We start from the raw sequence: 15307 nt of genomic DNA on the forward strand, positions 1-15307 counted from the left end.
GGGGTGCACGGAAGTGGCACGGACCCATGAGTGGATGTTCTACGAGGTCATGTGGCGCAACTGGGCGGACCGGGCACGGGTGCCGTACCCCGTGCCCTGGTGGGCGCAGGCCGCCTTCCGGCGTTGGAGCGACGACTTCGACGCGGGCACGTACGAGTCGAGGGAGGCCGCCTTCTCCTCGAACGCGCTGTACCGGTACTGGCACATGGTGGGCGTCAAGGACCACCGCCAGGAGTCGCTGATCGGACAGGCCGGGGAGATCGAGCCGGTCTACGACAAGTACTGTCTGGCGTTCTTCCTGTTCGACCCGGTTTCGGGCACCGTGAGCGTGCCGCAGCTCGCGGAGTGCGGCACCGTCGGGCAGCGCGTCCAGGCACCGCACCTGCCGGTGGTCGAGACGACGTTCCGGGCCGCGGACGGCATTCGGTTCACGCAGCGGACCTTCGCGGTGCCGGTCGGGGCGCGGCAGCGGGACCTCACGGTGACCCGGCTGCGCGTCACGGGCCCCGGTGGCCCCGTACGCGAGGGCTGGTTGTGCGCGGCGGTGCTGCCCGCGGGGCCGAGCGGCTTCCAGCGGCACCACCGCGGCGACCCGGGCGGCAGTGACCGCAGGCTGACGTTCCTGCGCTATCTGCCGGACGAGGCACGCGTAGAGACCAACAGCGGCTGGGGGCCGGTGTTCGACACACCGCCCGAGCGCTACGGCGTCTACGGCAACCCGGACTTCTCCCCCGACCCCGCGGCGTACCTGGCCCGCAGCCCGTTCCACGACCTCGTCGTGGGCGGCAAGCTCAACGCGGCGCTGACGGCGCAGGACCAGGTGGCGGGGTTGTGCAGCGCGGCGTTCGCGTGGCCGTTCCGCCTTGCCGGCGGCGAGGCGTTCGAGGTCGACGTACGGCTCCCGGTCGACCTCTACAGCGGCTCGGCCGACCTGGCCGAGATCCGCGCCACACCCGCCACCGATCTTGAGGAGGACCACGGCAGGTTCTGGGCGGCGAAACTCCTCGGGCATGGCGTGCAGCCCGCGCTCCCGGACCCCGTGGCCCACCTGGCCGACCTGTTCCGGCAGGCGCGCGGGCAACTGCTCGTGCTCTCCGACCACGGCGAGATCCACCCGGGGCCGACGGTGTACGACTCCTTCTGGATCCGCGACTCCTCGGTGGAGGCGACGGCGTGTTCCCTGGTGGGGGACGTGGCCCTCGCGGAGCACCAGCTCGGCACGCACTATCCGCTGCGGTTCAACCGCGGCACGGGCCGGATCGGGCCGTGCGCCGAGTACGGCTTCTACGGCGGCCCGCACGAGCGGGACGACCGCGAGTGGGACAGCAACGGCCAGGCACTGTGGGCCATCGGCAGGTTCGACCGCACCGCGGGCCGCGCCGCCGCGTTCGGCGCGAAGCTCTACGCCCCCTACGTCCTCGACGGCGCCCGCTGGCTGCGCGACAACCGCGACGGGTACGGGCTGCTGCACAGCGGCTGGAGCGCCGAGCACCTCGGCGAGCGCGACAAGCCGCACTACTGGGACGACCTGTGGGGGATCGCGGGCCTGTACGAGGCGGCGCGCCTGTCCGAACGCCTCGGCACCCCGGAGACGGATGAACTGTGGTGGGCGTACGACGACTTGAAGCAGGCCACCGCGGCGTCGATCCGCTGGGTCCTCGACGAGCAGCGGCGGCGCGGCGAGTGGGAGACGTACATCCCGACCGGACCTGGTGACGTCGGCAGGCGCGACTCGACGATGATCGGCGCGGCGGCGTACTTCCATCCGCTGCGCCTGCATCTGGGCAGCAAGCTGGGCGACGACATCGACCGGGCGGCCCGCTGGACCCTGGACACCATGTACGCGCGGTTCGTGACGGGCGGCTTCCGGCACGAGGCTGCCTGGAACGCGTACGGGCCCTATCTGACCCTGCAGTTGGCACACGCGTATCTGCTCACCGGGAACACCGCCCGGATGGACGCGCTGCTCAACTGGACCGTGGCCGCCTCGCTGCCGCGCGCCGACGACCGGGTGGTGGCGCTCGGCGCGTGGAACGAGCAGCACGCGTTCCCCGTGGCGTCCGGCTTCGCCGAAGTCCCCCACCGGCCCTGGTACATGGGGGACATCCCGCACGGCTGGGCCGCCGCGGAGTATCTGCTGCTGCTCCGCGACATCCTGTTCTTCGAGGCCGACGAGGACCGTGATCCGCACCTGTACATCGCGCCGGGCGTCCGCCCGCACTGGGTGCCGGACGGCGAGACGGTCGCCGTGGAGTCCGCTCCCACGCTGTTCGGCGCGCCCTTCGGCTACCGGCTCGCGCACGACGCGGGGGCCCGCCGGGTGAGCGTGGACATCATCCGGTCCCCCGAGCAGGTGCGGTACGTCTATCCGTGCCGGTTCGGCACCGTGCGCGCGGTGTCGGCTGACGGGCGCGAGGTGCCGGTGCTCGGCGACGACGTGCACCTGCCCGCGGGCACCCGGCGGTTCGAGGTGGACTACGTCTGAGCGGGGCCGCGGCGGGCTCGCTCAGGCCGCGCGTTCCCGCCGCAGGCTCTGCCGTTCCTTCTCCGAGAGTCCGCCCCAGACCCCGAACCGTTCGTCGTTGTCGATGGCGTACGCCAGGCAGGCCGGGCGCATGGCGCACAGACGGCAGATCCGCTTGGCCTCCCGCACCGAGCTCCCGGGCTCGGGGAAGAAGAAGTCGGGTCCGGTCTGCGCGCACAGCGCCTGCTCCCGCCAGGCGAGTTCGGGCTCGGTCACAGTGGTGTCGGAGTGCATGACAATGATCCTGCGCGAAGTCGCGAAACAACGGATCAACGTTCGCTCAACGAGGCGCGCCGGGACATGTGGGCCGGGATGGCGCCGGATGGCTGGGCCCGGCTGGGTCCGGCTGGCCCGGCTGGGTCCGGCTGGCCCGGCTGGGTCCGGCTAGGTGACTCCAAGCAGGCCAGGCGGTACCGGCCAGATCCAGGCGGGCCAGCCGGACCCAGCCGGGACTGGGCAGGCCCAGGCGGACCAAGCAGGCCCAGGTGACCGCGCCCCGCCGCGGCGGCGGGCCGCGGTCCGGTCTCCTCACTGCTGCTGCGGCTCCGGCTGCATCAGCGCGAACCGCGCGCCGAAGGGATCGGCGAGCTTCGCGAAGGCGCCGACACCGGCGAGGTCCATGCGCTCGGCCCGGACCGTGCCACCGGTCGTCCGCGCCTTCTCGACCACCGCGTCTATGTCGGTGACCTGGAAGTACGGCAGCCAGTAGACCCCGGCCTCCTGCTCGACCGGGTCCTGCGCCAGCGGCCACAGGCCGCCGAACATGTCCTCGGACGTGCCCGCGCCGGGATACACCATGGTGTACGAACCGCCCTCGAAGGGCTGGGTGACGGTCTTCAAGCCGAACACCGTGCCGTAGAACGCGGCGCCCGCGTCGATGTCCGGGGTGTACAGCTCGGTCCAGATCAGCGCGCCCGGTTCGTTCACCGCGTCGAAGCCCTTGTGCCTGCCCGGCTGCCATACCGAGAAGGCGACGCCCGCCGCGTCCGTGAAGCCCGCCATGCGGCCGAGGTCCAGGACGTCGACCGGCTCGAAGGTGGTGCTGCCGCCCGCCTGCTCGACCTGCTTGGCGGTGGCGTCGGCGTCCGGCGTGCGGAAATACACCGACCAGGACGGGGCGCCCATCTCGGGCGTGCACGCCATCCCACCGGCGACGGACCTGCCGCCTAGCCGGAACGTGCCGTACCCGCCGACCTCCTCGCCGCCCTTCTCGAAGTCCCAGCCGAACACGCCCCGGTAGAACTCGGCGGCACCGTCCATGTCCGTCGTGCCCAGGTCTACCCAGTTGGGTGCCCCGGTGATCGTGCGAGTACTGAGCATGATCGACTCCTTTGTCGTTCGTCCCACGTCCCCACTACTGCCGAGTCTGGCACCGGGCACTGACAATCCGCGCCCGCAGAGCGCGCCCCGCACCCACACCGTCACCGGTGGCCCCCGCGGTGCCCCTGATTCCGGTCACGCTCCGCGTCCGACCGCCATTACCTTGTGAACCAGAACAAGATTCTGAGAGCGCTCTCAACCACACCTCTTGACGGCACGTTTTCACCGCGGCAACAGTGGAGGCACGTCGACGCACCACCGCGCGCCCGGGCCGCACTCCTGCTCAACTCCCCCCACTTTCCAGCCAGGAGAGAATTCCGTGATATCGCGCAGAGTGTTCCTGACGTCGTCCGCGGCCGCCGCGGGCGCCCTCACCTACCCCGCCTGGGGCAGCGCGCTCAGCCCCCACGCGGCCGCCGCCCCCGCCACCTGCGAACTCGCCCTGGTGAACAAGTCGCTGCCGGGCCAGGTCCGCGCGTACGTCACCGGCCATGAGAACGGCACCGGACGCTGGGTGCTGCTCAAGCCCGACGGCGGCGTCTACCGCCCCGACTCGCCGTCGGCCCCACAGACGCCGCTGCCGGTGGACTGCGCCATTCCGCTGGGTGCCGCGGGCTCCGCGCCCAAGGTGCTCACGCTCCCGCAGATGTACGGCGCCCGGGTGTACTTCGTCCGCGACGACAAGCTGGACTTCTTCCTCAACCCGGGCCCCGCCCTGGTCGAGCCGGCCTTCGCCACCAAGGCGGACCCGAACTACGGCCGCAGGTGGTCGTTCTGCGAGTTCACCTTCAACAGCACCCAGTTGTTCGCGAACATCAGCTACGTCGACCTGGTGACCGCGCTGCCCATCGGCCTCACCCTGGAGGGCGACGCCAGGCACACCGTCGCCCCGCTGCCCGACGGGGCCGTCGACAGGATCGCCGCCGATCTGGTGACACAGGCGGGCCGGGACGGGCAGCCCTGGGACAAGCTGGTGATCAGGGGCGAGGGCGGGGTCCTTCGGGTCGTCTCCCCGCAGAACCTCATGGCCCCCTACTTCGACCGCCCCGACCAGATGCCGTTCCGCGATCTCTTCAAGGGCTACATCGACCAGGTCTGGGACAAGTACCGCTCCACCGACCTGCGGATCGACCTCCAGGGCGGCCGAGGCGTGCGCGTCGGCCGGGTCCTGGGCGACACCCTCACCTTCCAGGGCGGCCACACCTTCGCCAAGCCCTCCTCGAAGGACATCTTCACCTGCAACCACGGCCCGTTCACCAACAACCCGAACGACTCCGACGACAAGAAGGCCCTGCTCGCCCGGCTCGCCGCCGGCTTCAACCGCAGCATCATGCTGACCCACCCCTCCCAGCCGAACGGCACATCGGCCGGGGACTACTACCGCGGCGGCGTCACCAACCACTGGGCGCGCGTCGTGCACGCCAACTCGCCCATCGGGTACGCCTTCCCGTACGACGACGTACGCCCCGACGGTCAGCCCGACGTGTCGGGCGCGGCCCACGACGGCAACCCGCGCCGGTTCACGGTGTCGGTCGGGTCGTAGGCCGCAGACCCCGCGAACAGCGGACAGCGGACAGCGGCGCGTGCCCCGCCCTCCACGGGTCGGGGCACGCGCTGTGGTGACGCTCGCCGCCGCCTGTGCGTCTAGTCCTTCGCGTCCGCGGCGGCCGCGAGAGGTCCGGGCGCGGTGGCGGCGGGCAGCACCCGCGGGTCCGCCTTCCGCCGTGCACCACTGCCGAACCTGCGCACCAGCGGCGCCTCCACCCAGGTGAACATGGCGTACGACACGGCGAGGCTCGCCGCCAGACACCCGAGGAGTGCCGCGAGCGCGGCGCCGTCCGAGAGGTCCTGCACCAGCCACCGCTGCGCCGACATCAGGAACAGCGTGTGCACCAGGTAGAAGGCGAACGACATCTCGCCGAGCCTCACCATCACCCGGCCCCGCATCGCCGAGCGGTCCCCCCGCACATCGGCCGTCGCGCCCGCCACGATCAGCGGCACGACCCAGAAGGCGGCCGTGCCGCCGAGGCTGTACAGGTAGGGCACCTGCGCGTTGAGCACGAAGCCGCCGAGCGCGAACAGCGTGGCCGGGATCATGCCCACCCGCGGCACGGTGCCGCTGAGCACGAGGCGCGCCACGACGATGCCGAGCACGAACTCCACCAGGCGGGTCAGCGGGAAGAAGTAGACGAGCCAGAGCTGCTCGTACGCCAGGGACTGGCCGGGCATGATGGGCGCGCCGTCGACGGCGTGCTCGGCGAACAGGACGACGAGCCAGGGAATGACGAGCAGCAGCCCGCCCACCGTCCACAGGGCACGCACGGTCAGCCGCCGCACCAGGGGCAGCAGCAGCGGGAAGCTCAGATAGAAGAAGACCTCGCACGACAGCGACCAGGCCACCGGGTTCATCCCGGTCGGCACGAGGATCTCCGGCACCCAGGACTGGACGAGGAAGAGGCTGGTGAAGAACTTCTTCGCCTCGAACGGGTCGGAGGCGATCAGCATGATCACGACGGTGGCCGCGAAGGCGACCAGGTGGTTCGGGTAGACCTTGACCATGCGGCGCCGCCAGAAACCCGGCACCGTGTCGCGCGGCCGTGCCGACCAGGTCAATATGAAGCCGCTCAGAATGAAGAAGAAGCTCACGCTCGGCGTGCCGGTGTCCTTGAAGATGTCGGTGAAGAAATCACCGGTGCCGCCGCGCAGGAAATTCATGCCCGAGGTCGCGTGGAAAGCGAAAACGGGGAGCGCCGCGATGAATCGCATCCCGCTGAGGGACGGCAGTCTGGACAGTTGGGGACGTAAGGCATCTGAGGCCATGGAGGGGCCCTCCGCTCGCTTCTGAACCGTCGGCTTCCGAGCCGCCAAGTGGTCCGTAGAGGCTGACGGTTGAGGTTCAAGGACCGCAAGATTTCACTGGCCATTTACTGGTGTCCGTGTACCGCCGACAGTACGGACGGGAAAGGAAACGGAGGATGGTTTCGCCACGCAATCGTCAGGAAAGTCGAGTTCGCAAGCGGGGGCGGAGAAGCATCCGGAACGCACCGCGCCGGGAAATGGAGTGCCCGGTGGAACTCCGTCCGTGCGGTCAGGCGGACTCCCGGCGGACGAGGGCGGTGGGCAGCACCACCCGGGCTGCCGCGGGGTCATGGCCCTGGCCGCCGTGGAGCAGCATCGCCGCCATCAGCCGCCCCATCTCCTCGATCTCCTGCCGTACCGTCGTCAGTGGCGGCTCCGCCTGCTCCGCGACGGGCAGCATGTCGTCGAACCCGACGACCGCCACGTCCTGCGGCACCCGTCGCCCCGCCGCCCGCAGCACGCGCAGGGCCCCGGACGCCGACACGTCGTTGGCGGCGAACACGGCGTCGACGTCGGGGCGGCGGTCCAGCAGCCGACGCATGGCCTGCTCACCGCCGGCCAGGGTGAAGTCGCCGTCGGCGGTCAGGGCGGGGTCGGCGCCCGGCATCAGGTCCCGGTACCCGTCGAGGCGGTCGACGGCCGACGTCTGGTCGAGGGGCCCCGTGATGTGTGCGACGCGCCTGCGGCCGAGGCCGACGAGGTGCCGTACGGCCTGGTGGGCGCCGCCGCGGTTGTCGCAGTCCACGTACCGCACGCTGCCCGCGCCGTCCGCCCAGCCGGGCCGCCCGCCGAACACCGTCGGCACCCCGGCGCCGTGGATGATGCCGGGCAGCGGATCGTCCAGGTGCAGCGAGAAGACGAGCGCGCCGTCCACATGGCCGCCCGCGAGATAGCGCCCGACCCGCTCGTGGTCGTCCCTGCCCTCCATCAGGAGCAGCACTAGTTGAACATCACGTGCCGTCAGTTCCTTGCTGATGCCGCGGAGTTGGAGTGCGAAGAAGGGGTCGCCGAACACCCTGGTCTCGGGCTCGGCGATGACCACGGCGACGGCGTCGTGGCGCCGGGTGACGAGGCTGCGGGCGGCGCGGTTGGGGACGTAGCCGAGTTCCTTGACGGCCCGCCGCACCTTGGCGGCGAGCGCCTCGCGCACCCCTGCCTCACCGTTCACGACACGTGAGACCGTCGCCCGCGACACCCCGGCCCGCGCGGCCACGGCCTCCAGCGTGGGACGCGCTGCTGCCTGGGGCACCTCGGGACTCCTCGTCGACGGTTGCCGCACAGGATAACCCTGGCCCGCACCGCCGCGATGTGCCTTTGCGAAGGACTGCGGACGCCCCGCAACCGGACACTCGGTACCTTTGCCTCATGCATGGTGAGTACAAGGTCCCCGGTGGCAAGCTCGTGGTCGTCGATCTGGACGTCGAGAACGACACTCTGAAGAACGTCCGCGTGTCGGGTGACTTCTTCCTGGAACCCGACGAGGCCCTCCTCGCCATCGACCGCGCCCTCGAAGGCGCCCCCGCGGGCACGGACACCGCGGGCCTGACCGCCCTGATCGACGCCGCGCTGCCCGAGTCGGCCGTCCTGTTCGGCCTGACCACCGAGAGCGTGGCCGTCGCGGTGCGCCGCGCCCTGGCGCAGGCCAGCGACTGGAGCGACTACGACTGGCAGCTCATCCATGACGCACCCCAGTCCCCTGCGCTCCACATGGCCCTCGACGAGGTGATCACCGCCGAGGTCGCGGCCGGACGGCGGCCGCCCACACTGCGCGTCTGGGAGTGGGACGCCCCCGCCGTGATCATCGGGAGCTTCCAGTCGCTGCGCAACGAAGTGGACCCCGAGGGCGTCGCCCGGCACGGGGTGACCGTCGTACGCCGCATCTCCGGCGGCGGCGCCATGTTCGCCGAGCCGCGGAGCACCATCACCTACTCCCTGGCCGTGCCCGAGTCCCTCGTCTCCGGCCTGTCCTTCGCCGACAGCTACGCCTATCTGGACGACTGGGTCCTCGACGCGCTCGGCGACATGGGCATCAAGGCCTGGTACCAGCCCCTGAACGACATCGCCACCGAGGTCGGCAAGGTCGCGGGGGCCGCGCAGAAGCGGATGGTCGGCCCTGACGGCGGCCCCGGCGCGGTCCTGCACCACGTGACGATGTCGTACGACATCGACGCCGACAAGATGCTCGACGTGCTCCGCATCGGCAAGGAGAAGCTCTCCGACAAGGGCACCAAGAGCGCCAAGAAGCGCGTCGACCCGCTGCGCCGCCAGACCGGTCTGCCGCGCGAGAGGGTCATCGAGCGGATGATCGACTCCTTCCGCTCCCGCTACGGCCTCGCCGCCGGCGCGGTCACCGAGGAGGAGCTGGCGCGCGCCGGGGAACTGGTCCGCACGAAGTTCGGCGCGGCGGAGTGGACGGCCCGCGTGCCCTAGGGCCCGTGTGCCGGGGTCCGCCGGGGCGCACGGCCGGGTCGACCGGAGTGCACCGCCGGGTCGGCAGGGGGTGCACCTGAGCACTCCGGTCAGTGGTGCTCGTGGCCCGGCCCCCCGTCGGCCGGTTTCGCCTCCGGCTCCTTCGCGGCCCCCTTGTCGGCGGGCTTCTTCCCGGCGTCGGCGTGCGGATGGTGCGGCTCGTAGTCGGGGATGGTGCCGTCCGGCTTCTTCACCAGGAACAGGCCCACCATCCCCATGTCGGAGTGGGACTGTACGTGGCAGTGGTACATCCACGCGCCCGCGCCGACGCCCTCACCCGCGATCACCTGGAAGCCGAAGGAGTCCCCCGGCCCGGTGATCTTGTCGTCGAGGATCTGGCTCGGGTCGTCGGGCCCGGTCAGGAGGCCGGTGCGGTTGTCGGCCCACCGGTGACCGTGGATGTGGAACGTGTGGTAGTACTCGCCGTGGGTGATCGAGACGAACTCGACCCGGTCGCCCACCGTGGCCTCGAAGTTCGGGCCCGAGTGCGGGGGCCTGTTGTTGATCAGCATGTCGTTGAAGACGACGACGCAGGTCTGATCGGGCAGGATGTCGCCCTTGCGGCGCACGATCACCGCGCCGTACAGGCCCTTGCGGACGCCGCCCGAGCCGTGGTCGGTGCCCACCACATGGTCGTGGTAGTGCCAGTAACCGGCGGTGCCGGGGCGCCAGGTGCCGTCCTTGCGGCGACCCGGGGCGTGGGTGCGCCAGGTGTAGGTGCGCTTGCCGCCCGGTGCCACATGGGACTTGGTGTGCTTCGTGCCGTCGCTGGATATCTCGTAGTCCATGCCGTGCACATGCAGGCTGACGTCGACGTCGGTGGTGTTCTCGAACTCGACGTGCAGGGTGTCCCCTTCGTTGAGTTCCAGGAGCGGTCCGGGGATGCTCGCTCTGCCCTTCTCCAGGCCGTAGCCCATCTGTCCGTCGGGCAGCTTCTCGGCGTACATCTTGACGCGCCGCACCTCGCCGCCCGCGGGTGCCGTCCGCGGCGGCTTCTCGGCCGGTACGGCGTCCGGCGCCATGGCCGACAACGATGTCACCCCAGCGGCGGCCGCCGCCCCACCGACCAGCATCCGCCGGTTGAAGCTCCGTCTGTCCATGCCGAACTCCCCACTGCGGTACGGGAACTGACCCTACGTGCGAAACCAAGGGGACTGCCGGGGGTGCGCGAGGCACCGGATCCGGCCACACGGTAGCGGCAGGATCGCCGTTTATCCACAGGCAGGACAAAGTTCGTGCGAAGTGCGGTCATACCTATTGGCGAGCCGCGAAAAGAGGTCTAGCTTCAGCGGCGCTGTAGCAGTGACTGCTGCGACTGTGACCGCTCCAACTGTGACCGCTGTTGCCGTGACCGACGAGGGGTGGGTGTACTCATGCGGCTCACACCGCTTCAACGACCCGTTGAATCAAGCGGGTTGCGCAGATCAAGACAGAGAACCACGCGGCGCGCCTGGGCCGCGGCCCTGCTCTCGGGTGCCGTCGCCACCGGCGTCCTGACGGGGCCCGGAGCCTCCGCACGCCCCTTCCCCGGACCTTCCGACGACTTCAAGACAACGATGTCGCGCGCTCTGCCCGCTCCCCCGGGAAGCGCGGACGTGCGCGTGCTCGTGTTCTACGGCTCGGCTGCGGACGGCGACGAGTCGCCGGTCGTGGACGCCGCCATCGCGGCCGTCGAGAAGATCGGCCGGTCCGGTCCGGCCGAGCAGCACTTCACGGTGACGGCCACGGACGACCCGGCCGTGTTCACCAATGCCAGGAAGCTCGGCAAGTTCAACGCGGTCACCTTCGTGACCGGGGGCGGCGACGTGCTGGACGCCGAGCAGGAGCTTGGCCTGGAGGCCTATATGGAGGCCGGCGGTGGCTTCCTCGGCCTGCACGACGCGGCCCGCGCGGAACCGTACTCCTCCTGGTTCACCGGCCTGATCGGCGCCCGCCCCAAGGACACGGGCCCCACGGCGGTGCAGCGCGCCACCGTCGAGGTCGGCGACCGCGAGAATCCGGCCACCAAGGAACTCCCCCTGGAGTGGAAGCGTCCCGACAAGTGGCTGAACTGGGAGAAGAACCCGTCGGGTGACGTGCACACCGTGGCCCGGGTGCGTGAGGCGACGTACAAGCCGGGCGCGGACGCGAACGGCTGGGACCACCCGGTGTCCTGGTGCCGCGACTACGACGGCGGCCGGTCCTTCTACACCGGCATGGGCGGCACCGCCGACGCCTACGACGAGGCCGACTTCCGCGGCCATCTGCGCGGCGCCCTGCTGTGGACGACCCGGCTCGCCCGCGCCGACTGCAAGGCCACCATCAACGCCAACTACAAGTCCGAACGGCTGACCCAGCCCAACAAGCCGGGCCAGAACGACCAGATCGGCGAGCCGCACGGTCTGGTGACGGCGCCCGACGGCCGTGTGTTCCACATCGGCCGCGGCGGCGCCGACTCCTCCCGGCCCGTCGTCACCGACTGGAACAACCCCGACATCGGCAAGGGCACGGGCGAGATCCACGTCTACGACCCGAAGACCAGGAAGTCGACCCTGGCCGGGGCGCTCACCGTCTTCGGCAACAAGGGCGGCGGCGGCGAGCTGATCAAGGTCGAGGAGGGCCTGCTCGGCATCGAGCTCGACCCGAGGTTCGAACAGAACGGCTGGGTGTATCTGCACTACACCCCGCACGCGCGGATCAACCGCGAGACGCACATGGCCGAGCGCTACGTCTCCCGCTTCACCTTCGATGAGGCCACGGACAAGCTGGACCTGGGCAGCGAGAAGGTGCTGCTCAAGTGGCCGGTGCAGATCCACAGTTGCTGTCACTCCGGCGGCGGGATGTCCTGGGACTCCAAGGGCAACCTGTACATCGCGACGGGTGACAACAACTCCTCCGGGTTCACCGACGGCTACTCGGGCAACAACCCACAGCCCCACTTCAAGGGTGTCTCCTTCGCCGACGCCCGCCGCACCTCCGGCAACACCAACAACCTCAACGGCAAGATCCTGCGCATCCACCCCGAGCCCGACGGCACCTACACCCTTCCCGACGGCAATCTCTTCACCGGCGAGGAGCAGGACGAGGGCGGCGGCAAGACGCGCGGCGAGATCTATGTGATGGGCGTGCGCAACCCGGCGCGCATCTTCGTCGACAAGAAGACCGACACCCTGTACGCGGGCTGGGTCGGCCCGGACGCCGGCCAGGCGTCGACCACCTGGGGCCCGGCGAAGTACGACACCTTCGCGGCCATCACGCACGCCTCCAACCGCGGCTGGCCGTACTGCGTGGGCAACAACCAGCCCTACCGCGACCGCAATCTGCCGGACCCGAGCAAGCCGCTGGGCTGGTACGACTGCAAGAACCTGCGCAACGAGTCACCCAACAACGACGGCCTGGTGAAGATCCCGCCGGCGGAGCCGAACACCATCTGGTACTCGCCGCAGGGCGGCGGCGTCGACTACCCGCGGGACGCGAACGGCGTCCCCAGCTACAAGCAGGAGGAGGCCAAGCAGCTCCTGCCGTGGCTCAAGGGCGGCGGCCAGGCCACGATGAACGGCCCCGTCTACCGCTACGACGCGGCCAGCACCTCCGCGGACAAGTGGCCCTCGTACTGGGACGGCAAGTGGTTCGTCGGTGACTTCTACGACGGCGACCAGCCGCGGCACGCGGTGCTCACCGACCCCAAGACGGTCGGCAAGGGCGGTCTGCCGGTGCACGCCGAGTCCCTGCGCAAGATCGTCCCGGTGGGCAACGACAACATCAAGAATCTCATGGACTGGAAGTTCGCGCCGGACGGCTCGCTGTACGTCCTCGACTACGGGCGCGGCTTCTTCACCTCGGACGCCAAGTCGGCACTGTGGCGCGTGACGTACAAGGGTGGCGCGGCGACCCCGGCCGCGGGCGACCTGGCCAGGAAGGCACGATGATGAGAACCGCTCCCCCGTGGCCACGTTCCCGAAGACTGTGGCCCGCGCTGCTTGCCGCGCTCGCCCTGGTGCTCGGCCTGACCTCGGTGGCCGGGGCCCGTCCGGACGGGCCCCGGCTCCAGCAGCAGACCCTGACCTGGACCGCCGACAACGACATCGCCAAGTACAAGTCCGCGCCGACGACGGCGGTCGCGGGAAGGACGACGATCGTCTTCGAGAACAGCGTGGCGACCGGCAACACCACCGGCATGCCGCACACGCTGACGTTCGACGTCTCCGACCCCGAGTACAACAACGACGTCCCGCTGAACATCCTCGCCAACCCGGGCGACGACAAGGGCGGCAAGCACACGGCCGAGGTGACCCTCACCCCGGGCCGCTACCGTTACTACTGCACCATCCCCGGACACGGTGCGATGCAGGGCATCCTGGTAGTGACCGAGGGCGGCGGCGAGGACACCACGGCCCCCGAGGCCGAGGCGGACGTCCAGGGCGCGACCAACTCCGACGGCGCGTACGTCGGTTCGGCGACGGTCGCGGTGACGGCGACCGACGAGGGCTCGGGCGTCGACAGGATCGAGTACGCCGTCGGGGCCGACGGGGCGTGGCAGCCGTACACCGCGCCCGTCGTCGTCAACACCGTCGGCACCCACAAGATCCGCTATCGCGCCATCGACAAGGCGGGCAACGTCGCGGCCGGGAAGGCCGTGGACTTCACGGTCGTCGCGCCGTCGACGGACGACAGGACACCGCCGGAGACGTCGGCGACGGTCACCGGTGAGCAGAACGGCTCGGGTCAGTACCTGGGCATGGCGACGGTCACGGTGGCGGCGTCCGACGCGGGCTCCGGCCTGAACAAGGTCGAGTACGCGCTCGGCGACGGCGCCTGGACGGCGTACACGGCACCCGTGATGGTGCACGCGGTCGGCACCCACAAGGTGCGCTACCGCGCCGCCGACAAGGCGGGCAACGTGGCGCCGGAGAAGTCGGTGGAGTTCACCGTGGTGACGCCGCCGGTCGAGGACAAGACGCCGCCGGAGACGTCGGCGAAGGTCGAGGGCGACAAGAACTCCGACGGCGCCTACATCGGCCGCGCGAAGGTCACGGTGTCCGCGACCGACGCGGGCTCGGGCGTCGACAAGGTCGAGTACTCCCTGGACGGCGGCCCGTACGTGGCGTACGCCGCGCCGGTGGTCGTCGACCGCGTCGGGCGGCACACGGTGGCGTACCGGGCGAGCGACAAGGCGGGCAACACCGCGCCCGCGAAGTCCGTGGCGTTCACGGTCGACGAGGGCGGCGGGGTCCCCGGGCCCGACTGTCCCGAGTACGACGAACGCTCGACGGTGTTCGTCGGCACGGTCGACACCGGCATCCCGAACCGTGTCACCGACAACCGGTGCCGGATCGGCGAGCTGATCGAGGACGAGAAGGACTGGTCGTCGCACGCGCTGTTCCTCAAGCACGTCAAGACGGTCACGGACCGCCTCAAGAGGGCAGGAGAGATCGACAAGCGCGAGTACAACAAGATCAACAAAGCGGCCGGGGAGTCCGGCATCGGCAAGCCGGGCCAGACCGAGGGCTATCGTCCCCTCTTCGACGGCACCCAGAAGTCGTTCGCCAAGTGGAGCCACGTGGGCGGCGGTTCGTTCGGTCTGAACGGCGACGGCACGATGACGTCGGGCACCACGAAGAGCGGCCTCGGCATGCTGTGGTTCCCCGAGCGCAAGTACGGGGACTTCTCGCTGAAGCTCCAGTGGCGCGACGACGCCCCGTCGAACGGCAACGCCAACTCGGGTGTCTTCGTGCGCTTCCCGCAGGTCCACGACCACCCGGAGGAGTCACGTCCGGAGTGGGTCGCCATCAAGTACGGCCACGAGGTGCAGGTACTCGACCGTCCTGACGGCGACATGTACAAGACGGGTTCGATCTACGGCTTCGACCGCGTCGGTCTCGCGGGTGCGGGTGTGACCCCCAAGGGCACCTGGAACGACTACGAGATCCGCGTCGTCGACCAGCACTACTCGATCTACCGCAACGGGGTCCTGCTCAACGAGTTCGACAACACCGGCGGCCGGGTCTTCGAGCCGCCGCGCGGCGACGACCCCGGCACGGACGGCCGCCGCTTCGCGTCCGGGTACATCGGCCTCCAGGTCCACGGCACGACGGACGTGGTGTCGTACCGGGACATCCGGATCAAGGAGCTGTAGGCGGCAACTGTCCGCTGCTG

Annotated in this window: 10 protein-coding genes; 5 read left to right on the top strand and 5 right to left on the bottom strand. The window is 70.2% G+C overall.

Annotated features, from left to right (window positions below; genetic code table 11):
- Positions 1–13: 13 nt before the first annotated feature.
- Positions 14–2485, top strand: coding sequence for a glucosidase family protein (locus tag IG78_RS0108440; RefSeq protein WP_078964721.1), 2472 nt, complete (start codon positions 14–16; stop codon positions 2483–2485).
- A gap of 21 nt (positions 2486–2506) precedes the next feature.
- On the opposite strand, the gene IG78_RS0108445 is transcribed toward IG78_RS0108440, so the two are convergent.
- Both IG78_RS0108445 and IG78_RS0108450 read right to left on the bottom strand, forming a co-directional pair.
- Positions 2507–2758 (bottom strand): WhiB family transcriptional regulator, encoded by a 252-nt coding sequence (locus tag IG78_RS0108445; RefSeq protein ID WP_030560772.1) that lies wholly within the window; start codon positions 2756–2758, stop codon positions 2507–2509.
- Positions 2759–3052: 294 nt separating this feature from the next.
- Positions 3053–3844, bottom strand: a complete 792-nt coding sequence (locus tag IG78_RS0108450) for a VOC family protein (RefSeq protein ID WP_030560773.1) — start codon at positions 3842–3844, stop codon at positions 3053–3055.
- Positions 3845–4163: 319 nt separating this feature from the next.
- On the opposite strand from IG78_RS0108450, the gene IG78_RS0108455 reads away from it, so the two are divergent.
- Positions 4164–5387 carry a glycoside hydrolase family 64 protein gene (locus tag IG78_RS0108455; RefSeq protein WP_030560774.1) on the top strand — a complete coding sequence of 408 codons (1224 nt, stop codon included), beginning with the start codon at positions 4164–4166 and terminating at the stop codon, positions 5385–5387.
- Positions 5388–5488: 101 nt separating this feature from the next.
- On the opposite strand, the gene IG78_RS0108460 is transcribed toward IG78_RS0108455, so the two are convergent.
- The gene (locus tag IG78_RS0108460; protein ID WP_157855769.1) at positions 5489–6610 is read right to left on the bottom strand and encodes an acyltransferase family protein; all 1122 of its coding nucleotides are present in this window, start codon (positions 6608–6610) and stop codon (positions 5489–5491) included.
- A gap of 322 nt (positions 6611–6932) precedes the next feature.
- Entirely contained in the window at positions 6933–7952 is a 1020-nt protein-coding gene (locus IG78_RS0108465; protein ID WP_030560776.1) for a LacI family DNA-binding transcriptional regulator, read from the bottom strand.
- Between the two features lie 116 nt (positions 7953–8068).
- On the opposite strand from IG78_RS0108465, the gene lplAB reads away from it, so the two are divergent.
- Complete coding sequence (gene lplAB / locus IG78_RS0108470) at positions 8069–9133, top strand: lipoate-protein ligase LplAB (RefSeq protein WP_030560777.1); 1065 nt, start codon at positions 8069–8071, stop codon at positions 9131–9133.
- An 89-nt stretch (positions 9134–9222) separates the two neighbouring features.
- Here the strand turns inward: lplAB and IG78_RS0108475 are convergent, their stop codons facing one another.
- A complete protein-coding gene (locus IG78_RS0108475) occupies positions 9223–10272 on the bottom strand; it encodes a multicopper oxidase domain-containing protein (RefSeq protein ID WP_030560778.1) in 1050 nt (349 codons plus the stop codon).
- Positions 10273–10545: 273 nt separating this feature from the next.
- On the opposite strand from IG78_RS0108475, the gene IG78_RS0108480 reads away from it, so the two are divergent.
- The gene (locus IG78_RS0108480; protein WP_404827646.1) at positions 10546–13080 is read left to right on the top strand and encodes a ThuA domain-containing protein; all 2535 of its coding nucleotides are present in this window, start codon (positions 10546–10548) and stop codon (positions 13078–13080) included.
- Positions 13080–15287, top strand: a complete 2208-nt coding sequence (locus IG78_RS0108485) for an OmpL47-type beta-barrel domain-containing protein (RefSeq protein WP_225881919.1) — start codon at positions 13080–13082, stop codon at positions 15285–15287. Before IG78_RS0108480 ends, IG78_RS0108485 begins: the two co-directional genes overlap by 1 nt.
- Positions 15288–15307: the final 20 nt, after the last annotated feature.

The sequence above is a fragment of the Streptomyces aureocirculatus genome (genome assembly GCF_000720475.1).
In the GTDB taxonomy this organism is placed as follows: domain Bacteria; phylum Actinomycetota; class Actinomycetes; order Streptomycetales; family Streptomycetaceae; genus Streptomyces; species Streptomyces aureocirculatus.